The sequence below is a fragment of the Gemella bergeri ATCC 700627 genome, assembly GCF_000469465.1.
In the GTDB taxonomy this organism is placed as follows: Bacteria; Bacillota; Bacilli; order Staphylococcales; family Gemellaceae; genus Gemella; species Gemella bergeri.
The window spans coordinates 18,814-43,604 of the sequence record NZ_KI271806.1 but is presented as its reverse complement, the minus strand read 5'-3'; the positions used below and the strand labels follow the sequence as shown (position 1 = coordinate 43,604).

General features: G+C 31.7%; 20 protein-coding genes and 1 tRNA gene. 4 read left to right on the top strand and 17 right to left on the bottom strand.

The genetic code is table 11. The features are described from left to right. Nucleotides 1–29: 29 nt before the first annotated feature. From HMPREF1983_RS01250 to HMPREF1983_RS01225, 6 genes are all read right to left on the bottom strand, one after another. Complete coding sequence (locus HMPREF1983_RS01250) at nucleotides 30–1,211, bottom strand: MFS transporter (protein ID WP_021752463.1); 1,182 nt, start codon at nucleotides 1,209–1,211, stop codon at nucleotides 30–32. Between the two features lie 11 nt (nucleotides 1,212–1,222). Then, complete coding sequence (gene aroD / locus HMPREF1983_RS01245; RefSeq protein WP_021752462.1) at nucleotides 1,223–1,975, bottom strand: type I 3-dehydroquinate dehydratase; 753 nt, start codon at nucleotides 1,973–1,975, stop codon at nucleotides 1,223–1,225. A 251-nt stretch (nucleotides 1,976–2,226) separates the two neighbouring features. Next, entirely contained in the window at nucleotides 2,227–3,114 is an 888-nt protein-coding gene (locus HMPREF1983_RS01240; protein ID WP_021752461.1) for a shikimate dehydrogenase, read from the bottom strand. A 29-nt stretch (nucleotides 3,115–3,143) separates the two neighbouring features. Continuing rightward, nucleotides 3,144–4,346: an MFS transporter gene (locus tag HMPREF1983_RS01235; protein WP_021752460.1), complete on the bottom strand. Its 1,203-nt coding sequence runs from the start codon at nucleotides 4,344–4,346 to the stop codon at nucleotides 3,144–3,146. A 102-nt stretch (nucleotides 4,347–4,448) separates the two neighbouring features. After that, nucleotides 4,449–5,300 carry an SDR family NAD(P)-dependent oxidoreductase gene (locus tag HMPREF1983_RS01230; RefSeq protein WP_021752459.1) on the bottom strand — a complete coding sequence of 284 codons (852 nt, stop codon included), beginning with the start codon at nucleotides 5,298–5,300 and terminating at the stop codon, nucleotides 4,449–4,451. 17 nt (nucleotides 5,301–5,317) lie between these two features. After that, complete coding sequence (locus tag HMPREF1983_RS01225; protein ID WP_021752458.1) at nucleotides 5,318–6,163, bottom strand: sugar phosphate isomerase/epimerase family protein; 846 nt, start codon at nucleotides 6,161–6,163, stop codon at nucleotides 5,318–5,320. Between the two features lie 134 nt (nucleotides 6,164–6,297). Between HMPREF1983_RS01225 and HMPREF1983_RS01220 the strand changes: the two genes are divergently transcribed. Beyond that, entirely contained in the window at nucleotides 6,298–7,182 is an 885-nt protein-coding gene (locus HMPREF1983_RS01220) for a LysR family transcriptional regulator (RefSeq protein WP_021752457.1), read from the top strand. Between the two features lie 61 nt (nucleotides 7,183–7,243). Here the strand turns inward: HMPREF1983_RS01220 and HMPREF1983_RS01215 are convergent, their stop codons facing one another. Continuing rightward, nucleotides 7,244–10,147 (bottom strand): NADH-dependent flavin oxidoreductase, encoded by a 2,904-nt coding sequence (locus tag HMPREF1983_RS01215; protein WP_021752456.1) that lies wholly within the window; start codon nucleotides 10,145–10,147, stop codon nucleotides 7,244–7,246. A gap of 324 nt (nucleotides 10,148–10,471) precedes the next feature. Continuing rightward, nucleotides 10,472–10,568, bottom strand: a tRNA-Sec gene (locus HMPREF1983_RS01210). A 184-nt stretch (nucleotides 10,569–10,752) separates the two neighbouring features. On the opposite strand from HMPREF1983_RS01210, the gene HMPREF1983_RS01205 reads away from it, so the two are divergent. Together HMPREF1983_RS01205 and HMPREF1983_RS01200 are read left to right on the top strand one after the other, a co-directional pair. Then, complete coding sequence (locus tag HMPREF1983_RS01205; RefSeq protein ID WP_004633292.1) at nucleotides 10,753–11,205, top strand: LytTR family DNA-binding domain-containing protein; 453 nt, start codon at nucleotides 10,753–10,755, stop codon at nucleotides 11,203–11,205. Nucleotides 11,206–11,211: 6 nt separating this feature from the next. Next, the gene (locus tag HMPREF1983_RS01200) at nucleotides 11,212–11,901 is read left to right on the top strand and encodes a LiaF transmembrane domain-containing protein (protein WP_021752455.1); all 690 of its coding nucleotides are present in this window, start codon (nucleotides 11,212–11,214) and stop codon (nucleotides 11,899–11,901) included. A gap of 63 nt (nucleotides 11,902–11,964) precedes the next feature. Here the strand turns inward: HMPREF1983_RS01200 and HMPREF1983_RS01195 are convergent, their stop codons facing one another. The 5 genes from HMPREF1983_RS01195 to HMPREF1983_RS01175 all read right to left on the bottom strand — a co-directional run bounded on the left by HMPREF1983_RS01195 (nucleotide 11,965) and on the right by HMPREF1983_RS01175 (nucleotide 16,705). Continuing rightward, on the bottom strand, nucleotides 11,965–12,540 hold the full coding sequence (locus HMPREF1983_RS01195) for a TVP38/TMEM64 family protein (RefSeq protein WP_021752454.1): 576 nt from the start codon (nucleotides 12,538–12,540) through the stop codon (nucleotides 11,965–11,967). Nucleotides 12,541–12,550: 10 nt separating this feature from the next. Next, nucleotides 12,551–14,035 carry a TIGR04282 family arsenosugar biosynthesis glycosyltransferase gene (locus tag HMPREF1983_RS01190; RefSeq protein WP_245576413.1) on the bottom strand — a complete coding sequence of 495 codons (1,485 nt, stop codon included), beginning with the start codon at nucleotides 14,033–14,035 and terminating at the stop codon, nucleotides 12,551–12,553. A gap of 63 nt (nucleotides 14,036–14,098) precedes the next feature. Then, on the bottom strand, nucleotides 14,099–14,923 hold the full coding sequence (locus HMPREF1983_RS01185) for a rhodanese-like domain-containing protein (protein WP_021752452.1): 825 nt from the start codon (nucleotides 14,921–14,923) through the stop codon (nucleotides 14,099–14,101). A gap of 32 nt (nucleotides 14,924–14,955) precedes the next feature. After that, on the bottom strand, nucleotides 14,956–15,681 hold the full coding sequence (locus HMPREF1983_RS01180; protein ID WP_021752451.1) for a rhodanese-like domain-containing protein: 726 nt from the start codon (nucleotides 15,679–15,681) through the stop codon (nucleotides 14,956–14,958). Between the two features lie 304 nt (nucleotides 15,682–15,985). Beyond that, the gene (locus HMPREF1983_RS01175; protein WP_040460765.1) at nucleotides 15,986–16,705 is read right to left on the bottom strand and encodes an HAD family hydrolase; all 720 of its coding nucleotides are present in this window, start codon (nucleotides 16,703–16,705) and stop codon (nucleotides 15,986–15,988) included. A 416-nt stretch (nucleotides 16,706–17,121) separates the two neighbouring features. Between HMPREF1983_RS01175 and HMPREF1983_RS01170 the strand changes: the two genes are divergently transcribed. Further along, the gene (locus HMPREF1983_RS01170; RefSeq protein ID WP_021752449.1) at nucleotides 17,122–19,065 is read left to right on the top strand and encodes a 5'-nucleotidase C-terminal domain-containing protein; all 1,944 of its coding nucleotides are present in this window, start codon (nucleotides 17,122–17,124) and stop codon (nucleotides 19,063–19,065) included. 116 nt (nucleotides 19,066–19,181) lie between these two features. Here HMPREF1983_RS01170 and dnaJ read toward each other — a convergent pair whose 3' ends face one another. The 4 genes from dnaJ to hrcA all read right to left on the bottom strand — a co-directional run bounded on the left by dnaJ (nucleotide 19,182) and on the right by hrcA (nucleotide 23,965). Continuing rightward, entirely contained in the window at nucleotides 19,182–20,336 is a 1,155-nt protein-coding gene (gene dnaJ / locus HMPREF1983_RS01165; protein ID WP_021752448.1) for a molecular chaperone DnaJ, read from the bottom strand. A gap of 73 nt (nucleotides 20,337–20,409) precedes the next feature. Beyond that, entirely contained in the window at nucleotides 20,410–22,233 is a 1,824-nt protein-coding gene (gene dnaK, locus HMPREF1983_RS01160; RefSeq protein WP_021752447.1) for a molecular chaperone DnaK, read from the bottom strand. Between the two features lie 144 nt (nucleotides 22,234–22,377). Further along, nucleotides 22,378–22,941: a nucleotide exchange factor GrpE gene (gene grpE / locus HMPREF1983_RS01155; RefSeq protein WP_021752446.1), complete on the bottom strand. Its 564-nt coding sequence runs from the start codon at nucleotides 22,939–22,941 to the stop codon at nucleotides 22,378–22,380. Between the two features lie 13 nt (nucleotides 22,942–22,954). After that, the gene (gene hrcA / locus HMPREF1983_RS01150; RefSeq protein WP_021752445.1) at nucleotides 22,955–23,965 is read right to left on the bottom strand and encodes a heat-inducible transcriptional repressor HrcA; all 1,011 of its coding nucleotides are present in this window, start codon (nucleotides 23,963–23,965) and stop codon (nucleotides 22,955–22,957) included. Nucleotides 23,966–24,791: the final 826 nt, after the last annotated feature.

Here is a 24,791-nt window from a genome sequence, read left to right as displayed (position 1 = left end):
ATATGAAAAATCATACCAAGTGCTTTTTATTATGCCAATTTTAATTTGAATTGTTTTCTTACATACAATGCCAATAAAACTCCGATTAATGTTATACCCGCATTAAATAAAACAATATTTACCGGACCATTAGCCGGACTTGCTTTTGTGATATACCCCGCAATTTCAAGTATTACATAGTTGGCAACACTTGATGAAATCATTACGATTGAGGTGATTTTACCTTTATTTGTTGGGAATAATTCATTGGCTGTTGATACCGCAAGTTGTAATACTCCACCCGCTCCTGCATATCCAATAACAAAACCTGCTACTAAACAAATAGTTGGAGTTTTAATGAAGTATGTAACTAACAACATTATAAATGAAATAGCTGGATATAATACCAAAACATCAACAGGTTTTAATTTCTTCAATACTACCAACGCTGTAAATAATACCGCACAGATAGTTCCGGCTGCATACATAGTTTGAATCATTCTCGGGTTGGCTAAGCCATACATTTTTCCTAATTCTTGATTACAATTTAACCATAGTTGGAATGTTGCTGTACATGTTAGACCGATTAGTATTAATGAGATTGCTGTAGAATCAAATTTCATTTTTGTTTCTTGTGCTTTTTCTCCGGCATCAGCATTCATTTTCGGGAATTTTAAGAAGATAATTAGTAATCCGTCCAATGCAATTAAAATACCTGCCAAATAAAATAGTGTTGTATATGGCAAACTCATACCTGATACTATTCCAATACAAAATGGCAGTACTAATTGCCCAATAGAAATTGAGAATTTAGTAAACATATTTGCTACCGCACCTTTTTCTTTAAAAATTTCCAAAATTGACGGTGTTACACATGTATCTAAAAACGAGTTAGCAATACCGCCCATAACGGCAAAAGCATATGCGATCCACATTGAAGTTGACGTTGCTACTCCGATAAAATACAATACATAAAAGGCTATACCAATTAATCCTGACGTTTTACGCCCAAATTTATCTGAAATAACACCTGAAAACGGCAGTGAAATAAGACACCCTAATCCTAGTGCGGCACTGACACGAATTACTAACCCTAGGTTACTTTCACCCCATGCAGCTACCAAATCACTTTTATATTGTGCTAAAATTGATACACCTATACCATGAATAAAATATGTAAAATACAGTGCTAATGCTGTAAGAATAAATGGATTTTTTGCTTTTTGTACCATTGTTTTCTCCTTTAATTTAATTTTAATGTATCCAGTATCTCTCTTAACTGGGCTACCGGTACTTGTCCCGGTGCTGATGATTGTTTTGCAGCACCAAATGTTGCTGTTGAACCGAATACTTCTCCTGAAACACGACTAGTCATCCCCAATGCTCCCATTGACATTGTAATCAGGGGTTTATTAATTTTTTCTTTTGCAATACGTGTTGCATCTAATAATGTTATAACATCTTTATTACTATTTGGCATTACCGCAATTTTGCAAATATCTGCACCTTTTTCGCTCATTGTTGTTAAACGATTTACAATTTCATCACGCTCCGGTGTTTTATCAAAATCGTGATTACACATAACTATTTTTACGTTATTGGCGTGTGCTTTTTCTATCAGTGCCGATACTTCTTCAACAGGCATAAATAACTCAACATCTAATAAATCTATATTACCATTTTCTACTACTTCATTATAAACTTCAAAATATTTATTATCCGATAATTCCAGCACCCCACCTTCTTTTTTAGTTCTAAACGTTACTAAAAGAGGTCTGTTAATTATTTTTCTTATCTTTTTAGACAGTTCGGATACTTCACCTTGTTCTTCCACTTTATCAAAAAAATCTATTCGCCACTCTACCAAATCACAGTCAATAGTTTTAATATCACTTGCTGCTTCTAGTATTTCTTGTTCATTTTTCCCAACGATAGGTACTATTATTTTCGGACGCCCTTCTCCAAAAACTACACCACCAACAGTTAGTTTAGCCATAATTTTTCTCCTTATAAAATTTATTTCCAAAACTGATAACTTACAAATTTTATTCTTTTTTTATTATTTGACAATGTTATATAGCTGAGCAAAAATTTTTCAACATCTCTTCTTATAGATGAATTTTATATATTTTCAGTTAGAACATAAGAAAAAACTTCTAAAAATAAAATGTCTAAATTATTTTTAATTACTCCGCTATAAACATTGCTCAAAAATTAAGTATAATATTATTTTTTATCAGCTAATTTTTATTCATCAAATAGCACACTTTTAACATGATCTACAGGCATATCTTCTCCGGTAAATAGTTTGAATGCTTCTGCTCCTTGATAAATCATCATGCCAAGACCGTTAATCGCTTTTTTAGCTCCATGTTCTTTAGCAAATTTTAATAATTTAGTTTCTCTCGGTGAATAAACTACATCAAATACTACTAAATCAGGACGAATTACCGCCGGATCATCGATTAATTTTTCATTTTCTAACGGTTTCATACCAACGCCAGTTGCATCAATGTAGATACTGCTTTCTGCAATTGATTGTTTAAATGCTGCTTGATCTGCTAAATCTGTCAGTGTTGCTTTACATTTTGTATGTTCATTAATTTTTTTAACAGTTTCTTCTCCATTGGCAAATGTGGCGTCTTTAATATTAAAGATACGAAGTTCTTTTGCTCCGTCCAATGCTGTTTGTATTGCTATTGCTGTACCGGCTCCACCACAACCAGTTAAGGTAATAATTTGATCTTTAATATCTACACCTTCTTCTGCTAATGCACGAACAGCACCGGTTCCGTCTGTTACATGACCTACTAAATGTCCTTTACCGTCTTTATTGACTACCGTATTAACTGCTCCAACCAATTTTGCTACCGGAGATAATTCATCTAAATAAGGAATAATCGCTTGTTTATTTGGCATTGATACATTTGAACCACGAATACCTAAAGCACGAATACCTTGAACTGCATCTTTTAATTCTTTATTACCTACTTCAAATGCAAGATAAGCGTAATCTAAACCTAGTTTTTTAAAACTTTCGTTGTGCATTGTTGGTGACATACTGTGTCTAATTGGTGTTGCGATTAAACTGATTAATAATGTGTGTCCTGTTAAACGTTCTGTAATTTTTGTCATTTTCTTTACCTCTTTTTCTTTTTAAGATTTTATTTTACTTTTAACGGTTTTAAAACTTTGTTATAGCGATATGTTACTATTAATAATAAAATCATCCCTATAGTCCCTAAAAGCATATTATAGGCAAAAACCGTTTTTATTGATTGTTTTGCGATTAACCCTGTTAAATATGGTGTTACCATTAATGAAATAGATGTTGATAGCGAATACATACCGGTGAATTTCCCTTTATTATCCGGAAAAAATTCTAGTAGAAGCGATACACCTAATTGCCATATCCCTCCTGCCGCAAAGAAACCTACCGCTAAGCTAACTATAGTTATCGAAGTTATTGAAGTGTTTATCAACATATTAATTTGTGCCAATGCTGTGACTATACAACAAAATGCCATATACATCGGAACATTAAGCCCTTTTTTTACCATAAAGGACGTTACAAATACTGATACTATTGAACAAACACTATAAATAGTTACAAATGTTAAACTCTGAGATTTTCCAATATTTATAGTTTGCTGTGCAAATTTCGGTATCCATATAATAAAAATATTAAATAATGATGCTGATATAAACGAGAACATTAAAAGTGCAGCTCCCTCAATACTTATTTTTGATTTGGGTTTTTGCACAAGATCCTCTTTTTCTTTTACTATTTCTTTATACATCGGAGGAAATTTTATTCTGGAAATTATCACAAAGTTAAATACTATACATATAGCAATAATTATAAACGGCCACCCGAAATATAGATTTCTAAGTAATACAAATTGTGTCATTAAAGGTAGTATAAATTGTCCACCTGATATACCTGCCTTAACAAAGACATTAAACGAACTGCTATCTTCTTTATAAGCATCTGATATTGCCGGATAAGTCGCTGTATCTAAAAACGCATTCCCTATCCCTGCTATCATTGTTAAAATAAATGCTGCTATATAACTTGGAAATAATAACAAGCCTATGTAAAAAATTAAATAACAAACTAGGCCTATATAAATCCCTTTTTTTCTTCCATATCTGTCTGAAAAATATCCTGCATAATTTATACTAATAATTCTACCAACACCTAATGCACTTATTACTAAAGCAACTTTACTCTCCTCAACTCTCCAAAATTCTTCGAATGTTGACATATTTTGAGAAATAATTATTTGATCCATTCCTTGAAATATATAATTTATTAGTAAAAATGCTATAAGTGGAAGATAATTTTTATTATTGTTACTCGCCATACACTATCTCCATAAATTTTCTAATTATAGTATGACAGATAGATAAGTATTAATACTATTTTATTTTCAAAATTTCAACACTTATCTATCTTGTGACATATCTTATTTTTTGTTTATTCTTTTTAGATATGCTTCATGTTCTTTCACAGCAAACTCACGACGTCCACCGGGTTTCGGTGTCTGATCACCCATCATAATTCCGAATCCACCTTCTACTCTTAATTCATGACCATTTGTATAATTAGAGCGATCACTCGCTAAGTACAATACCGCATTAGCAATGTCCATTGTGTTCCCGATACGTTTGTTTGCTGTTAATGCTTTACGACCTTTTTCTACTTCAGGATCTGCATAGAATGATTCTGATAATGGAGTTTTAACAAAACATGGTTGAATACAGTTACTACGTACTCCAAATTCTCCCCATTCTGCAGCTATTTGACGTGACAGCATATTTACCCCGGCTTTACTTGGGCTGTATGCTGCACTATATGTTTCGGGGAATACTGACGCAATCGTTGAAATATGAATCATATTACCATATTTTTGTTCAATCATAAGACGCCCGAAGCGTTGTGATACTAAGAAGTAACCTGTTAAATTAACATCAATAGTTTGTCGCCATTCGTCTAATGGTAAATCTTCCAGTGGGCATGCTCTTAACATCGCTGCTGTATTTACCAAAATATCCACACGTCCAAATTTTTCTTTAACGGCTTCTACCGCTTGATCTACTGTATCTTCTTTTGTTGTATTTACTGCTAAACTCAATGTTTCCACACCGTAAGTAGCTGTTAAGTATTGAGCATATTCATCAGCTTTATCTTTAAATAAGTCCAACAGTACAATTTTTACATTTTGTTTTGCAAATTCTTCACAAATTGTTCTACCCATTCCACCTACAGCACCTGTCACTACTGCTACTTTTCCGTCTAATTCTAACCATTTATCCATTTTTTTACCTCTTTTTCTTATTTATTTTCCGGAAGTTGTTCTTTCCACACTTGACCTAATACTTTAACTGTATTATCAAAATTATACTTAGCAGCTTCTTTTATCCCTTTTGCTAAAATGCTGTCGGAAATCACCTCAACACCAATCACTTTTGGATTAATACCGGATTCTTTAATCATCCTTACAAAACCTGCTGTATCTTTAGCTCCCGTTCCCGGTGCTAAACGATCGTGCATACTCTCATCACGTAAGATTGATTTTGCGTAAGGTCGTTCATAAGCATCATTAATTTGAATTGAAATAATTAGTTCCGCTTCTTCTTTTGTTAATGTACGATATGATTGATCGGCTCTTACCCAATGCCATGAATCTAAAATAATTTTTGCATTTTCTACACCGGCTTTTTTTACTACAGCATACGCTTTATCAAAATCCGGAATTCCGCTATAAGGCATCGGCTCTACTCCGATAACATACGGATATGAACGCTGACAAAGTTCTTTTAATTTTTGTGCTGTATGTTCTACCGAATAATTTTCCATTAGACCGACATTAATGTGATTTACTCCAAAAAGTTTGCACATATGGAAGCATAACTGCTCTTTATATTTTTGTTCATATGAACGTTTATCCTCTGCCCATTGAACTATATATTCAACTTCAGTTACTTTGATATTATATTTTTCTAATATTTTCAATATATCATCATCATGTAACCCTTCTGCTAAGGCATCAACATATGTTTCAGCACGAAGACCGATTCCTTCAAATCCTGCATCTTTAGCTGCTTTTACTCTATCTTCAAATTTACACTCATCTCCAAGTGTCCATGAACTAACCGTTATAGGTGCTTGTTTACTCATTGTTTATTCCCCCTTGAGTATTTGTATATTTTTTATTATTGTTATTTGTAATTTTAATATATTTTATATAAAATTAATGAATTTTTTTAAAATAAATGATAGAATATATTTATCAATAAATAAGGAGTCTATACATGAACATATCACAACTCGAAGCATTCGTACTTTTAGCGGAAACGGAGCATATGACTCAAACCGCTAAAAAACTTAATACTTCTCAACCAAATCTTAGCTACACTATTTCTGAACTTGAAAAAGAAATCGGTATACCGTTATTTAAAAAGGTAGGACGCAATATCCAACTTACTAAATACGGTCACATTTTTTATAACCACGTAGTAGTAGCACTCGGTAAACTTAACCAAGCTATCTCTATTATCAACGAAGAACTTAACCCAAATTCCGGAACGATAAACTTCGGTTTTGTTTATACGGCAGGTTCTGAAATAGCACCAAGCCTTACCAGAAACTTTCTTGAACAAGAAGAAAATCACAATGTGAAACTTTCTTTTACCCAAGGTAATTCATTCCAACTACTAAAAGGTCTTGAAGATGAAACAATAGATATTGCCATTACATCATTTGTTAAGGATATTGATAATATCGTTTTTGAACCGCTTATTGAACAAAATGTTTATTTAGTAGTTCCTAATGATCATCCATTGGCGAATAAAACATCCGTATATCTTAAAGATACTGCCGATTATCCTTACGTATATTTTGATAAAAATAGTGGTCTTCGACCATATCTTGATAATCTGATGAAATCTGTTAACTTTGAACCGAATATTGCTATTGAAGCGAATGAAGACCATACTATCTTAGGCTTTGTTTCTCAAAATCACGGTATAGCAATTATGCCAAATATCGTTACTATACAAGCATATCCTGTCAAAGTTCTTGAAATTCTTGATAAACATGAACCACGTTGGTTATATCTTGCCACAAGAAAAGACGGTTTTATAACTCCGGCTGCTTTACGCTTTAAAGATTTTTGCAGTCATTATTTTGATAAATAAATTTTATATCATTAAGTTGTTTTCTGTGCAATTATAATTATGCACAGAAAACTTTTTTATTTTACTTTTTAAATTTACTTTTTATTGATTCTGCCGCCAGTTTTCCTGAAGTTAATGCCCAAGCATTATTAGCACCTGACGGTGAATCTGTTCCCATTACACCACCGACTACTTCTCCGGCTGCATACAATCCATTTATAACTGTACCTTTTTTGTTAACTACCTCTAAACTGTCATTAACTACTAAACCACCCATAGTTGTTGCAAAACGTGGTTTTTGTTCTACCAGATAATAGGGCCCTGAACCAACTTCTTTTTGTAAGAAACGTAATTCTCTATTAAAATCTTCATCTTTTCCGTTCTTAACAAAACTGTTATAACGTGATACTGTTTGTGATAAACTTTCTTGTGGCATATGTGCTAATTCAGCTAATTTTTCTAGCGTATCAGCATGGAAAAATTGCGGTGTTGTTTCACCATTATTATCTAACCAACGCTCAATATCCTGTTCAGAAATTCCACCTTCCGCTACCGCTTCTTTAAAAATGTCAAAGTGCTCTTGATCTAACAATATATATAAAGTTTGATCTTCTTGCTCCATTAATACATCCAATATATCATGGTTACTTGCTCTTTCATTTACAACACGTACGCCGAATTTATTTACTAACAATCCATTTTCACGAAGTACAACGATGTTCCCTCCGATTGTAGATTTAGCGTACCCTTTTGATACTTCAATCCCATTTGGATAAATTTTTCCATATTCCATTAGGCGAGTCGCTGCATCAACCCCTTCTTTTGTAGCCATAACCAAGCCTTCTCCATTTGAGCTTTTCGTTCCGTAGAATAATACTTTTCCTAATTCTTTACTTAGAAGTTGTTTATTATTACCATACCCACCTGTCGTTAAAATAACAGCTTTTGCAGAAATAATATGTTTTCTACCCGTTTCTTCTCGTGCTATTAATCCTGTAACATTTCCATTATTATCTAAGATTAACTCTTTTGCTTTAGTTTGAAGTAGTAATCTCACATTACTATTAGCTATCTTGTTTCTGGCAGCTCCGGCAAAACCGTGACCGCCATGATTATAAGCTAACTCTCTATCTTTGCGGTATTCCGCTAAAACATGCAATCCTCCTTTAAGGTCATATTCTACACCAACATAATCGGTTAACCAATCTGTTGTTTGACCAACATTATTTGCCAGCAGGTTAAGCAACTCAGGAACATTTTTATTATTCCCATTTTTCATAAAATCTTCAAACATTAATTCAGGAGTATCATCGGTAACCCCTAGTTCTTTTTGTAATTTAGAACCAATTACTACTTGATTACCTCCACTTATCGAAATAGCCCCTCCGATAAATGATTGTTTCTCAATTAAAGTAACTCTTAACCCTAACTCGTCAGCTCTTAATGCTGAGGCAATTCCTGCTGCCCCGCCACCGATGATTATTACATCAGTTTCTTCTTCGACTACTTCTTTAACCCATTTTACCACCGGTTTAGGTCTTACATATAACACCTCCGGATCAGCACCTGCTAATTTAACAGCCTCTTCTACACCTTCTATTAAACCTTTACTTGAAGATGATGCTCCTGAGATAGCATCAACATTTAATGTTTGCCCCTCAATAATCTGTTTTGGAAGTCGTTTAAATACTTGTTCTGATAATCCTTCAGATTCTTCACTATTATCTACTTCAATTTTTTCGATTTTGTTTTTAGAGAATGTTACTTTCATTGGAAGACTATTATTATGCCCTCTTGCTTCTACATCATAACTTCCCTCTTTAAATTCTAACTTAACTTGTTGTAGTTTTTTAATACGTTCATGTTTTGCTTTTTCTATTTCCGGGTCAGATACCATATATGACATAAAATCCCACAATGGCGCCGGTATTAATAACTCGTGTTGTAAATTTTTATCAGCAAAATCCGGTACGGCTTTATCCGCCTTAATTGCACTTACCCAACGTGGTTCTATTAAGAAACCTTTACCTACAGACACTATATCATACCCTAATTTTAACGCCTCTTCTACATCTTTACGTTGTAATATTCCACCTACACCGACGACCGGTATTTTAGCGAGTTCAGATGAACGACGTGCTAAAAATTGTGTAATCAATTCTTCCGGATCATCAGTATCTACTATAGAACTTCTCGTATATATTCCCATTGAAAAATGAACATAATCTAAATCATGTTTTGCAAGCTCATTCAGTAAATACATTGTATCTTCAAATCGAATACCGGGTATTTCTAATTCTTCAGGAGAAAATCTATATCCGATAATAAAATTTTCTTTCTTAGATTCTTTTACAACTTTTTTTATAGCTTCTAAAACTTCAATAGCAAATCTCGCTCTATTCTCTCTATTACCACCCCAACGATCTTCTCTTCTATTTGAATGTGGAGAGAAGAATTGTTGAACGATAAATGTATTTGCGCCATGAATTTCCACTCCGTCAAAACCGGCTTTTATCGCACGTTTTGCCCCGTCAGCAAACATTTGAATCATAGCTAATATTTGCTCTTCACTCATTTCTCTTGGAACAGGTGCATTAGGTCTGAGTGCAGCTACCGGGCTTGGAGCAACCGGTTCAGCACCGCCATTGTATTCCGGCCATGCCATTCTACCTGCGTGATATAATTGAATAAGCGCTTTTGAACCTGAATTTTTAATAGCTGTTGCTAATTTAGTTACACCATATATTTTGTCATCACTATCAATACCTATAGCTCCCGGAAAACCTCGTCCATGTTTTTCAACAAAACAACTTTCTACCACTATCGCACCGGCTTCGCCTGCTCTATGTTCATAATATTTTACAATTTCATCTGTTATTCCGCCGTCATAAAAAGCTGATTGTGTCGTCATTGGTGCCATAAATATTCTATTTTTCAACGTTGCACCGGATTTTAATTTCAGCTTATCAAAAATTTCTTTTGCCATTATTGCCCTCCATGAAATTAATAAATTTAATTTATCAATAATTATTTATGTATAAATATATTATATAACTTCTGTTTCATATTGTAAAGTATTATATACATGTTTTTTAATTAAAAATCCTTGATATAACTGTTTTAATCTGTTATAAAATAAAACAAAACAGTACATTTTTCATACTAACACTTCAATTAATAGCGTTTAACTAAATAAAAAATATACTGTTTCATTTTTTTAAATTAAAAATTTAATTTTTATGGTAACTAAAAAAACGATACAAAGTTAGGAACTCCTAATTTTATACCGATAATACATTATAAAAACATTTGGCGGGAATGTGTGGGAATCGAACCCACCCAAGAGGCTCCTAACCCCTCATACTAGTTTTGAAGACTAGAGAGCACACCAGAACTCATCCACTCCCACGTACAAGAGATATTATACAATAAAAAAATAAAAAAAGCAATAACTTACCATGGAAAGTAACATCACCTTAAACCTACTTTTTCTCCACTTACCACATCTTCTTTACCACTTACTAAAAAACTATTAATTTTCTTTCAAATATGTAGTATGATATACATATAAGAACGAAGAAAGGAGACAATATGAAAATTAATATTAAACTTGATTCAAATATTACGGATATAGAAGTTGTTATAAAATCTCCAGAGTTAAGTAATGATGTTATCGCGATAAAAGATTTAGTGGAAAAAGCTCTTGCAAGCACCCAAAAAATTATTTTTTATAAGGATGACACTGAATATTTTATTCCTCTTAGTGATATTTTATTTTTCGAAACCGATGATAATAAAGTTTACGCACACTCTTATGATAATTTTTACGAAGTGAAATATAAACTTTATGAATTAGAAAGTATAATTCCATTTTATTATTGTCGAGTTTCTAAATCTGCAATAATAAATCTTCGAGCAATTTACTCGCTAGAAAAATCTTTTTCAGGAGCGAGTACCGCATCTTTTTCAAAAAGTAAAAAAACTGTTCACATATCAAGACACTATTACAAAATTGTCAAAGAAAAATTAAAAGAAATGAGGTAAAAACTTATGAGAAAAAAAAGTCTAATAGGTTTACTATTTATTATTTTTGCAATATCAATCGCATTTGGCGAATTAAACTTCTTTCCATCAGGAATTATATTTCTAACTTTAGGAACTATTATTTTAGGATATTTTATTGTAAGAGGGTTAGCTGATTTGGATATTTTTGGAACGATATTACCAATAGCATTACTTGTTATTATTTATAACAAACACTTCCATTTTGCAGCTATATCTTCCGCTAAAATAATTTGGATTGCCATTCTTCTTAGCATAGGTATATCAATACTATTTCCTAAAAAGTTAAAATATAGCTTCCGACGTAAAAAAGATAGATTCCGCGGATATACTAAAAAAACAGAAACACAGGATTATTCTAACATTACTTTTGGTGAAAATGTCCGTTATATCAATATTAATGAACTAGACTATTTCAGATCAACTACAACATTTGGTAGTACAAATATTTATTTTGAAAAGTTAGATACTTATTCTATAAAAGATGTTCATATAAGTATTACAGCTACATTTGGAGATGTAAAAATATTCATCCCTAAAGAATGGTCTGTCGAAAACAGAATCTCTTCAATTTTCGGAGAGGTTAATACTCCATTTTCTTCTCCAAACGCTGATAATGTTAAAGTAATTTTAACTGGGAATGTTACTTTCGGTGAAGTGAGTATAATTTATATATAATAAATTGATAAAAACATGAAAAATCTCTTTAAGAGCTATTAAAGCCCTAAAGAGATTCTTTTTTTATTCTTGAGATTTTTTTTGTTGTTCTCTTTTTTCTACTATTTTTGACAAATAAATTGAACCCACTGTTAATAAAATAACAAGAAGTGATGCTATCAAAAATTCTTTACTAAAAATATTACTGCTTGTTGCTCCAAAGTTTAGAAAGACTATTGTTCCCGGTATAATTCCTAGAACACTTGCTATCATATATTTTGATACTGAAATATTAGTTAACCCATAACCGTAATTTATCATATTGTACGGTACCAATGGTATTAGTCTAAGAATTACTAAACTCATCATTAATTTATCGTCACTTACATTAAAAATCCTATCGTGCTGTTTTGGTGACATTTTTTTCTTTAAATAATTTCTAACCCATTCCCGTCCAAAACGACGTGAAATTATAAACATTAAATAGCAATTCATCGAAGCTCCGACAAAAGTTAGTAAACTACCCTCTACAAAACCGAAAGCAAGCCCACCCGCTACCGCTAATATCGGCACCGGAAAGAAAAATACCGGTAAAATTGTAAACATCAATACATAGATTATTGGTGCTGCAACACCGAAACTTTGAATAAATTCTGTCATTACTTTCCTCCTAACTAAAATACCTTGATATTTTTTCCAAAAATTCTATACTAACATACGCGGATATTTTTTTAAATGTAAACTCATCCATTAACATTTTATCTTTTTCACTATATTGCCTAAATGCCATACTGCACCACGTCACACCTCGCAAACAATTAAAAATAAGATAGCGTTCAAAGCGTTCTTCATTATATGAACGATACTTGTTATATTCGGACAAAAACAAATCTATTTCATTTTTTGTTAATATTTTATCTGTTTTCCAAAATGTTGTCGTAGGCGCTAAAAAATGAGCTAAATCTTGTTCACATTCCCCAATTAATGCTTTTTCCCAATCAATGACATAACTATTTTCTTTAGTATCACCAATTAAAAAATTACCCGAGTTAAGTTCTGTATTGATAATACACGGTTTATCTATAATGTAATCTTCAGGGAGAAGTTTTTTACACTTATCTAAAAATAAATGAATATAACTACTAACAACACTATCTGCATATTCCCAATTAAGATACTCCCCTGCCATCGCACTACATTCATCATACATTAACTGAAACGGGTTAGTCGCATGGATTAAATTATTTTCTCCAAATGCTGTATTATGAATTGAACTAAGTAAATACGCTGCTATATTCATATCTTTATCATAATCTAATACTCTTCCGTTTAAAAATTCCATCGTCAAATATTTATATGGTAATAATTTTGTTTTAGTCACTAAGTCATACACTTTAGGTGTAACCTTACTTTTTTCCAATAATTTTAAAGTTTCGTATTCATACTCAATCTGATTTTCTAAGTTCATCTGACTTTTCATATTAATACGCAATACTTTTTTATCTTTATTGTTATCTGTAAATGTAAAATTGATATTATACTCTCCGGCTCCCAGCAAAACTATATCTTTAAATCCCGTTTCTGCTGATAATAAATCCTCCTTAGTATCAATGTCTAAGGCTGTTTCTCCTAAAAAATAACTAATCTTATTTTTATTACATACTCTTATCAGATTTTCCAGCACACTAGCATCACCATAACTAGGTAGTGCAAAAACCTCTTTTATCAGTTTTTTCATTCCTATTAAAAAATATCCGCCATCTTCACTTGGATTAATGACAACATCATATTCATTTAATTTTTTTAAAGCAAGTTCTATCATATTATTGTTAAGATTAAAAATATCCGATCCCATCAACAGTACTTTGTCAGCATTTACCAACTCTTTACTAATCGCATTGTACATCTTATCACCAAGTGTTTCTCCATTTTGATAATAAAAATCTTTGATTGATAACAAATCTTCCATATCGTTGTCGTCATTTTTATTTCCATCATGATAAATTTTTATTTTTCTGCCGCTATTTTTCAAAGTATTATAATTTTTTATTAATAGTTTTTTTTGAACCTCAACCGCTTGTTTTGGCGTTATAAAATCATAAAGTCTTGTTTTCGTAGTTCCTTCTTTAGGAACACGTGTAAATAATATAATCATTTCTTTCATCTTTATAGAAAAAGGGAAGACGATGTCTTCCCTGCCTTTCATCTTACTAATATTTTAGTGACTGTGCCCTTCATGTTTTTGTTCTGAATTATTATGATTTGAATGGTCATGATTTTCGTGACCTTCTTTGTTACCTTCCTTACAACAATCAGCCATTTCAAATTTATAATCATATTCTTTTGTTCCATCTAAGGCATTAAAAATATTTTTATACCCTAAATCTATCAATTTTTGTGCAATAACAGAAGAACGGTTTCCACTATAGCAATATGTATAAATTGGAGTTTCCTTATTTTCCGGTAAAATATCTTGAAGATTATCTAATTTCTTAGAATCCACATTTTTAGCACCGTCAACATGTTTTTCGTCAAAATCTTTCTTATCTCTGGCATCAAGAAATACTGCATCTTCTTTAGCTAAAATTTTATCTTGGAATTTTGCTCCTGTTAAACTTGTATATTTAACTAAATCATAATTAAAATCTTTAATGTTCTGTGCATTTGAAACATCTTTGAAGCCTTGTTTAACAAGTTTTTCAGCTGCTTCTTTCGTTTTTTTAGTGTCGTCACTATAAACAACAACAGATTTTTCTCTCCATGTTCTTAATTCCTCTATGCTTTTATCAATTTCTTCTACAGGTATATTAATGGCATGTTTTATATGACCTTCTTTATAGCTCTTAGCATCTCTTACGTCAATAACAAGATATTTTTCTTTTTCTTTATCATCTTTCTCAATTTTGTTAAGGTCCTCACCTTTTATTTCTTTTACCGATGTAGTTCCGTTGTTATCCTTTCCTTTACTTGTAGATGAACATCCCGTCAACGTTAATGTCAATAATGTTGCCATTGATACAGCTAATAATTTGCTATTCTTCATTAAATAATTATTCCTTCCTTTTTTACTAATTATTAAAATTTATATTCATGTTCTTTAACACCGTCAAAAGCATTGAACACATTTTTATAACCCAATTCTGTTAATTTTTTAGCTACAACCGCTGAACGATTTCCACTATAACAGTATGTATAAATCGACGCTTCTTTATCTTTCGGTAATTTTGCTTCTAAATCATCTAATTTTTTAGAATCTACATTAATAGCACCTTCAATATGTTTTTTATCATAATCTTTGCTATCTCTGGCATCTATAAATTGACCTTTTTTCTCATCAATAGCTTTTTGGAAATCATCCGCTAATAAAGTAGTAAATTTACTGATTTCGTAATCTTTATAATCTTTAACACCTTGAGCATTAGTTACATCCTTAAATCCTGCTTTAACAAGTTTTTCAGCTGCTTCTTTACTTTTTTTACCTGTATTACATACAGTCACTACTTTTTTATCTTTCCAAGCACTCAAACGATCTACATTTTTTTCAATATCTCCTACCGGAATATTAATAGCGTGTTTTACATGCCCTTCATTATATTCTTTAGCATCTCTTACATCGATAACAAGGTATTTTTCTTTTTCTTTGTCATCTTTTTCAATTTTGTTTAGTTCTTCTCCTTTCATATCTTTTACAGTCGCATTACCATCTGTTGAACTTTGATTTGATGAAGATTTACTACATCCTGCTAATGTAAATGATAGTAAAGTTGCCATTGAGATAGCTAATAATTTATGTTTTTTCATTGTAAATTTCCTCCCCCTTTAATATTTTGATTACTTAAGTAATCGCTAAGGTTTATTTACAATTAGTATTATAACAGATTTATATTTCCAATACAATCACTTTAACTAAAAAAATAATAATTTTTAAACTATCTATTTTTAAATTTATAAAATAAAACTGCTCCCAAACTCAAAAAATCCATTTTAATATTTTATTATTAAACATTTATAAAATCCGATTTTTAATTGATATAAAATAAATATTTTTATATATATTATATATTTTTAAACATAATTTTTAATTATTTTATTTTGTTCTGCACTTTTATACCTTTTTTAATAAGTTATCTAACACAATTTTTACATCATCTACTTTGTAACCGTCATAATTTAAGTTTTTACCGTCATCATCAAAATGCCATCTTCTATTTATAAGACACGTCCTACACCCTAATTTTTTTGCGGGCTTTATATCATAAAAAATAGAATCACCAATCATTAAAGTTTCTTCCGGCAAGAAATTATTTTCTTCCAATATATTAATAAATGCTTCCGGTTTCGGTTTACTAATATGCGTTTCTTCTGAAATATATAACTTAAATAAATTTTCCAAACCTAATTTTTTTATTTTTTGTCGTTGTTCAAGTGCTTTACCATTAGTCAATATCACCAAATTATATTGTTTTTTCAAATCTTTTATTTTATCTATTAACTCTATATCCGGTATAATTAAATCATTAATAAATTCAAACTGCTTTTCGTAATACACTTTACAATCATCATCCGTCAAAAAAATTTCGAATTTTTCAAAAGTGGTTACTAATCTTTCAAAACGTAATTTTTTAAATCTTAATTCACCTCTACGAATTTTCTTGACCAATTCATTGTTTACTTCCTTATACTTTAGAAAAAAATCTGCATAATTTATAAAATTATTATAACCAAAATAGTTAAACGTTCTCTCGTTTGATTCTTTCCATATTGAACTAAAATGATAAAGTGTATTATCTAAATCAAATATAATATTTTTTATATCACCAAACACAACCTCTTCCACCTAACTTTTATATTTAACAATATATTTTACAACTATAAAAAACAAAAACCAAATATTTTGCTTTGTACCTTATTCAAACCTATTTTAAAATTTTTCCTCCAACATACTGAATTATTACACTTATATACAGTAAATAAACACTATTTTATTAAAATATATAGTTAATAATTATAAATTTTCCACCTATATATTAATACAATTTATAATACTAATGTTATTAATATGCTGTCTTCAGTAATTAAATTAGGAGATTTATTAATATATAATAATATACTATAAAAACATTAACAAAAAAAGTTATATATTTTATATCACTTTATACAGTTATACTGAAAATTTATGTTATAATTTAAGTAAGCGTTATTTTTAACGTAAAATTTACTTTTTTATATTCAGGAGGAAATATGATGAAATTAAAATCATCTAAAATAGTAGCCTTTCTACTCACATTTATTATTTTAATATCACAGATATTTACGGGTTCGTTTGCATTTGCAAATAATGCAAATAACGTAAATGATAAAGTACCATTTACTATTTTTCATACTAACGATATGCACGGTCGTTTGGCATATGAAGAATATAAAGGTACACCATCGTCTTACGGCTCAGCTCGTGAAAAAACACTAATCGATAACGAAAAACAAAACAATCCGAAAAGAACAGTTATTGCCCTTGATGCCGGTGATGCCTTTCAAGGCCTTCCGATTTCCAACCAATCAAAAGGTGAAGATATGGCAAAAGCTATGAATAAAATCGGATACAAAGCAATGGCAGCCGGTAACCATGAATTTGATTTCGGTCTTGATACTGTAGAAAAATACAAAAACAATACAAGTAATGGTGGATGGCTTAACTTTCCCATCCTTTCTACAAATGTCTATAAAGATGGGAAGCGATTATTTAAACCGTCTACAATAGTTACAGAAAACGGTGTTAAAATCGGTATTGTCGGTGTTACTACTCCGGAAACAGCTACAAAAACCAACCCTGTGGGAATCAAAGGAGTAACATTCACTAAACCTATTCCGGAAGTTACCGAAGAAATTAAACGAATTAAAAACAATGTTGATTTTGTTGTTGTCCTAGCTCATCTTGGTGATGATACAACTACACTTGATGATGAAAAAGGTTCTACCCTTGCCGCCAGTCTAAAAGCAAATCCTTCATTTAAAGATTTATCTATTTTAGTTATTGACGGTCACTCTCATCAACTTGTTCAAGATAAAAAAAGTGAACCCGTTCAACACGTTCAGGCAAAATCTTACCTTGAATATATCGGTAAAATGACTTTTAATTTCAATAAAAATACTAAAAAAATCGAAGATTTTAAATCTGAAATGCTAGCTGCAAAAGATTATGCTAAAAACCTAATCCCTAATGCAGATGTCGAAAAAATTGTTAAAGCTGCTCAAGCTGAATTTGATAAAAAAGGCAGTGCAGTTGTTATTGACAAAGCTCCTTATACATTAGAAGGAACAAGCGAAAATGTCAGAACAAAAGAAACTAACCTTGGAAATTTAATCGCAGACGCACTCTATAATGCTAAAGTATTTAAACATGAGTCTGACTTTGCCGTAACTAACGGTGGAGGAATTCGTACCACATTGAAAAAAGATTCTCCTATTACTGTGGGTGATATTATTAAGGTAATGCCTTTTGGTAACCAACTTACCCAAATTCAAGTAAAAGGTACTGATGTGAAAAAAATGTACGAACACTCTCTTCGTGCATTAATAAACACTGATAAAGATGGTAAAGAAGTACTGGATGCCCAAGGAAAACCTCAATTAGGTAGTAACGGCGGTTTCTTACAATCATCCAGCTCTGTGAAAGTTGGTTTTGATCCACATAAAAAACCCGGTGAAAGAGTTTATTCTATTGAAATATTAAATAAACAAACAGGAAAATTCGAAGCTCTTGATCCACAAAAAACTTACTATATGGCTACCAATGATTTTCTAGCCGTAGGTGGTGACGGCTACACTATGTTGGGAGGAGCACGTGAAGAAGGTGGTGCTACCATGGATTCTATTGTTGTTGAATATTTAAAACAATTAACAAACGAACAATTTTTACAATATAAAGATCCGTTCCCATATTCTCGTATTATTCCGGGTGTTAAATCAACTGAACCTGTTAATCCAGGTAAAGATGATGATCACAAAAACCCACCGGTTGATGATAAAGACAGCAAGAAAACCAAAGAATTTGGCTCAGGTAAACCTACTAAAGATAATGTAAAAAAATTACCAAATACAGGAATTGCTACAGATACGACTACCGTTGGCGTTGGATTATTATTAACAACATCATTATTAATGACACGCAGAAAAAATGAGAAATAAAAACTAAAAATAAACGACGAGCATAAAAACTCGTCGTTTATTTTTTTATTAAACTATAATTTTTTTGACAAATATTTCCTTATTTATACCTACAAAACTTATAAATTTAAGAATTATTAATCAAACAAATCTTTCGCTTTTCTACTCACTTTATCAAGGAAACTTTCATCTTCTTCTACTTTTTCACCATTCAGTTTTGCTAATTCCAAATACAATTCACGTTCTTTTGATGATAGATTTTTTGGAATTTTGATTGAAACTACAATATAGTGATCACCGTGTCCATAACCCATTACATTTTTTACACCTTTACCGGATAGGCGGAATTTACGCCCATGTTGGGTTCCTGCCGGAACCGTCAATTCAATTTCACCGGTAAGAGTACGAACATCTATTTTAGTTCCTAATGCCGCTTGAGCCGGTGATATTTCCAATTCTGTATAAATATCATCGTCTTCTCTATGAAAATATGAATCTTCAGCTACTATTACTTCTATAAATAAATCTCCGGCAGGACCTCCATTCACACCGGCACCACCTTTACCTTGTAGTCTTACACGTTGACCTGAACTAATTCCTTCCGGAATTTCCACTTCATACTCTACTTCACGATTATTATACCCTTTTCCAAAACAATGTGAACATTTGTCTTTAATACCCTTACCCCGCCCGCCACATTCTGAACATGTTCTTTGACTTTGCATACGTCCAAATGGTGTATCTTGAATTACTGCTTCTTGTCCTGTTCCGTGACATCTATGACATTCGGTTACCGACGACGAATCTTTTGCACCGGTTCCATGACAATGGTCACATTCTACGTCTTTGCGTAATTTTATAGTTTTTTTAGTACCGAACACCGCATCAGTAAATGAAATGCGTATTCGATGCAACAAGTCTTCTCCTTGACGTGGGGCGTTCGGATTACGTCTGCCGCTACCACCACTGAAGAAGCTTGAGAATATATCTCCTAAGTCATCAAAACCACCTGAAAATCCGGAAAATCCTCCTCCAAATCCTCCAAAGCCGCCTTGACCTGCTCCACCGCCTTCAAATGCAGCATGACCAAATTGATCATATTGTGCTTTTTTAGTATCGTCGCTTAACACTTCATAGGCTTCTGTTATTTCTTTAAATTTATCCTCTGCTCCGGGTTCTTTATTAATATCCGGATGATATTGTTTCGATAACTTGCGATACGCTTTTTTTATTTCAGCAGCACTTGCACCTTTACTTAGTCCAAGCACTTCATAATAATCTCTTTTCGCCATCTTTATCTCTCCTATAATAGTAACAGGAGCATCGAGCTTTGCGCCCCTAGCTCCTGTTTGTTGTTATCTTAAATTATTTTTTTTCTGTAAAATCTGCATCAATTGTATCATCATCATTTTTTGAGTTTGTTGCTCCGGCATCTGTACCTTGTGCTCCTGCCGCAGCATTAGCTTGTTCGTACAATTTCATTGTCATTTCTTGAACAGCTTTGTTTAGCTCATCTTTTGCAGATTTAATTTCTTCTAAGTTATTATTTTTAATTGCTTCTTTTAGCGTATCATTTTTAGTTTTAATATTATCTAATAAACTTTGATCAACTTTGTCTTTTGCTTCTTCTAATGCTTTATCAGCTTGGAATGATAATTGATCTGCTTCATTTCGTACATCTGCTTCTTCTTTACGTTTAGCATCGGCATCAGCGTTAGCTTCTGCTTCTTTAACCATTCTATCAATATCTTCATCAGTTAACGAACTGCTAGATTCAATAGTAATTTTTTGTTGTTTTTGAGTACCAAGGTCTTTAGCTGTAACATTAACAATACCGTTTTTATCAATATCAAATGTAACTTCGATTTGAGGTACTCCACGTGGTGCAGGTGGTATATCTGAAAGTTGGAATCTTCCAAGAGTTTTGTTATCGGTTGCCATCGGGCGTTCACCTTGAAGTACATGAATATCTACTGCCGGTTGATTATCAGCTGCTGTTGAGAATACTTGAGATTTAGATGTAGGAATTGTAGTATTTCTTGGTATTAACACTGTCATCACTGATCCCATAGTTTCGATACCTAATGATAATGGTGTTACATCTAATAATACTACATCTTTAACATCTCCGGTAATTACTCCACCTTGGATAGCTGCACCCATTGCCACTACTTCGTCAGGATTTACACCTTTATGAGGCTCTTTGCCCATCTCTTTTTTAACCGCATCTTGCACTGCCGGAATACGAGTAGAACCACCCACCAAGATTACTTGATCAATTTCACTCGGATTTAAATCAGCATCTTTAAGTGCTTGACGAGTTGGAACCAATGTTCTCTCTACTAAACTATGAGTCAATTCATCGAATTTAGCTCTTGTTAATGTATTTTCTAAGTGAACCGGTCCACTAGCACCTGCCGAAATAAACGGTAGCGAAATTTGTGTTGAAGTTACACCTGATAAATCTTTTTTAGCTTTTTCAGCTGCATCTTTTAGACGTTGCATTGCCATTTTGTCTTGTGAAAGGTCAATACCTTGTTCTTTTTTAAATTCTGCTACTAAGTAATCAATAATTGCTTGGTCAAAGTCATCTCCACCTAACAAATTATCTCCTGATGTAGCTAATACTTCGAATACACCGTCACCTAGTTCTAAAATAGAAACGTCAAATGTACCACCACCAAGGTCAAATACCAATACTTTTTGATCAACATCAGTTTTTTCTAAACCATAAGCCAAAGCCGCTGCTGTTGGTTCGTTGATAATACGTTCTACTTCTAACCCCGCAATTTTACCGGCATCTTTTGTTGCTTGACGTTGAGCATCGTTGAAGTAAGCCGGTACTGTAATTACCGCTTTAGTTACTTTTTCTCCAAGATAACTTTCGGCTGTTGCTTTTAAGTTTTGTAGAATCATCGCTGAAATTTCTTGTGGAGAATATTTTTTACCATTCACATCTTCTTTGTAATCTGTACCCATGTGACGTTTAATTGAGATTACTGTATTTGGATTAGTAATTGCTTGACGTTTTGCTACCTCACCTACTTGAATTTCATCACCTTTGAATGCTACAACAGACGGTGTTGTTCTGTTCCCTTCCGGATTAGGAATTACTTTTGCTTCTCCACCTTCTAATACTGCTACACATGAATTAGTTGTTCCTAAGTCGATACCTATAATTTTTGACATATTATTGTCCTCCTAATATTTTCTTTATTTTTCAATTTTTTATGGCTTGGTATAATCATATAAAAATAATTTATATCACTATACTCCTTTTATTACGTAATTTTTACATCTTTATTTAGATGTTAAAAGTTTTAATAAGGCATTTTATGAATTAACTTTAACCATTGCAGGTCTGATTACTCTATCTTTTAATTTATAACCTTTTTGGAATGTATCCAATATCATTCCACTTTCTTTGTCGCTATCTTCACCTTGCATTACCGCATGATGAATATTCGGATCAAATTGAGCATTTTTAGTTTCTACTAATTCTACGCCTTCTGATTTCAGTGCTGCTTGCAGCCCCTCATAAACCATCTCTACACCTTTTAATATGGTTTTCACTTCTTCATTGTCTGTTTCCAACTGCAACGCACGTTCTAAATTATCTAAACTTGGCAAGATTTCTGTAATTATCTTTTGACTTTTATAAGTATTTATTGTATCAATCTCTTGATTTTTGCGTTTTTTAAAGTTTTCAAATTCTGCATATAGTCTTAAATACTTATCTTCAGAATCTTTAACTTCTTCTTTCAATTGCTCTACTTCTTCTTGCAATAATTCTTCAGCAGTTTTTTCTTCTGCCACTTCCTCTTCTACTTTTTCAGTAGCAACGACTTCTTCCGTTACTTCTTCTTGTAGAGTTTCTTTTTGTTCTTCAGTAGTCATCTCTACCTCCTATTTATTTTAAATTATTGTTAAGATTATCACGTACACATGAAATAAGTGTCATAATCTTTGAATAGTCCATTCTCTTTGGGCCAAACACTGCAATAATTCCTTGACCTTTTGATGTATTGTACTTGCTGGAAACTAGTGATAAATCATCTATATTCTCCAGTGCGAGTTCCTTTCCTATTTTTATAGAAGTTAATTCTTCACTATCACTGTTATTATCCAGCAACTCGACTATTTTATCATCTTCTAAGAGCGATACTACTTCTTTTAATTTATCTACATTATCTATATCGGGTTGTTTAAGTAAATTGTACTTCCCCCCTAATGCTATAGTTTTTTTAATTTTATTTTGCAATAATCTATTTAAAGCCACAACTATCATATTGTAATTATTCACCTTATCTTTTAAATATTGTTCAAGTTCTCCATGAATAATCACATGTGCCGTTGCCATATCTACGTCATAAAAATAACTTTGTAAGAGTTTATTCACCTCTGCTATATCTTCTGCGGTAAAATCTGCATCTAACTTATAGTTTTGTTGAAATACTTCTCCTATACTTGTTATTAAAATAACAAGAATACTGCGACTGCTCAATAAAATAACTTCTATCTTATTAATACGCCTATCTGTTTTGGTCGGCGCTAAAATAACCGCCGTACAATCTGTTAAATCAGAAAGAATAATTGCATTTTTTTCAAGATAGTTATTTTCTGAAACATACTTATCATTATCAAGTTCTTTTAGTTTTTCATTTTCACTATTAGATAGTTCATATTCTTTTTTGATATAATCTACATAGTAACGATAACCCTTTTCTGATGGAACTCGTCCTGATGAAATATGCGTCTTCCTTATCAACCCTTCTTTTTCCAGCTTACTCATATCGTTTCGTATCGTTGCCGAACTAAAGTCTATGTTTTCCGCTAGTTGCTTAGAGCCGATCGGTTGATTGGTTGTAATAAAATTTTCTACTATAGATTGAAGAATGAGTACCTGTCTTTCTATTAACATTTTTATCACCTATTCTTCAAATTGTATTTTAGCACTCTGATTACCTGACTGCTAATTACATAATACAATAATATCATTAAGGTCAAAAAAAGTCAATACCTTTTTTAAATTTTTTTGACTTTTTTTGACTTTAATGATAAATATCAATAGCACACCGTAAAATACACAAAAAAATTAGAAGCAGCATGTAATAATGATATTAGCTTCTAATCCATTTTGTTATTTTCTTTAATGAAATTTTTTTACTTTTTCGATTATTTCACATTATCCCTTTTTTAATTAAATAGTTTTTTTCAAAAAAATTAATAGTAAAAACGAGCTTTTTCTCATTCTACTATTTTGTCCTTATTTTTTCTATATACTCCGTATTTAACGTTAACTCAAATGCATAATATTTTCATTTGCTATTTTTTGTAGTTTTAAAATACTCAAAATTTGCAGATAACTCAAACCATCGTGTAATTTGTCTAGTAAAAAAGGAGGTTTTAGAATACTCAAAATTTGCAGATAACTCAAACGCTGCTGCTATGAGTTCTGTAGGTATTGAAGGTTTTAGAATACTCAAAATTTGCAGATAACTCAAACTAACTTCCTGGCTATAGGTTCATATTCATGTTTTAGAATACTCAAAATTTGCAGATAACTCAAACTTTAAACATTGGAAAAAGTTACTAAAAACAGTTTTAGAATACTCAAAATTTGCAGATAACTCAAACCTCAAATTAAAGTTTGGTATATATATAATTTCGAATATCTTCTTAAAAAAATCGCTCCCAATGAGCGACCTATCGGCAATTTAAATAAATTTTTATTTGAACTCTTTTGT

Coding starts and splice junctions, on each gene's coding strand:
- HMPREF1983_RS01235 (WP_021752460.1), bottom strand. CDS start 4,346: ATGGCGAGTAACAATAATAAAAATTATCTTCCACTTATAGCATTTTTA.
- HMPREF1983_RS01225 (WP_021752458.1), bottom strand. CDS start 6,163: ATGAGTAAACAAGCACCTATAACGGTTAGTTCATGGACACTTGGAGAT.
- HMPREF1983_RS01190 (WP_245576413.1), bottom strand. CDS start 14,035: ATGATTATATTATTTACACGTGTTCCTAAAGAAGGAACTACGAAAACA.
- HMPREF1983_RS01195 (WP_021752454.1), bottom strand. CDS start 12,540: ATGACAGAATTTATTCAAAGTTTCGGTGTTGCAGCACCAATAATCTAT.
- hrcA (WP_021752445.1), bottom strand. CDS start 23,965: ATGTTAATAGAAAGACAGGTACTCATTCTTCAATCTATAGTAGAAAAT.
- dnaK (WP_021752447.1), bottom strand. CDS start 22,233: ATGTCAAAAATTATAGGTATCGACTTAGGAACAACTAATTCATGTGTA.
- HMPREF1983_RS01170 (WP_021752449.1), top strand. CDS start 17,122: ATGATGAAATTAAAATCATCTAAAATAGTAGCCTTTCTACTCACATTT.
- HMPREF1983_RS01250 (WP_021752463.1), bottom strand. CDS start 1,211: ATGGTACAAAAAGCAAAAAATCCATTTATTCTTACAGCATTAGCACTG.
- HMPREF1983_RS01185 (WP_021752452.1), bottom strand. CDS start 14,923: ATGAAGAATAGCAAATTATTAGCTGTATCAATGGCAACATTATTGACA.
- HMPREF1983_RS01220 (WP_021752457.1), top strand. CDS start 6,298: ATGAACATATCACAACTCGAAGCATTCGTACTTTTAGCGGAAACGGAG.
- aroD (WP_021752462.1), bottom strand. CDS start 1,975: ATGGCTAAACTAACTGTTGGTGGTGTAGTTTTTGGAGAAGGGCGTCCG.
- dnaJ (WP_021752448.1), bottom strand. CDS start 20,336: ATGGCGAAAAGAGATTATTATGAAGTGCTTGGACTAAGTAAAGGTGCA.
- HMPREF1983_RS01205 (WP_004633292.1), top strand. CDS start 10,753: ATGAAAATTAATATTAAACTTGATTCAAATATTACGGATATAGAAGTT.
- HMPREF1983_RS01200 (WP_021752455.1), top strand. CDS start 11,212: ATGAGAAAAAAAAGTCTAATAGGTTTACTATTTATTATTTTTGCAATA.
- HMPREF1983_RS01240 (WP_021752461.1), bottom strand. CDS start 3,114: ATGACAAAAATTACAGAACGTTTAACAGGACACACATTATTAATCAGT.
- HMPREF1983_RS01230 (WP_021752459.1), bottom strand. CDS start 5,300: ATGGATAAATGGTTAGAATTAGACGGAAAAGTAGCAGTAGTGACAGGT.
- grpE (WP_021752446.1), bottom strand. CDS start 22,941: ATGACTACTGAAGAACAAAAAGAAACTCTACAAGAAGAAGTAACGGAA.
- HMPREF1983_RS01215 (WP_021752456.1), bottom strand. CDS start 10,147: ATGGCAAAAGAAATTTTTGATAAGCTGAAATTAAAATCCGGTGCAACG.
- HMPREF1983_RS01180 (WP_021752451.1), bottom strand. CDS start 15,681: ATGAAAAAACATAAATTATTAGCTATCTCAATGGCAACTTTACTATCA.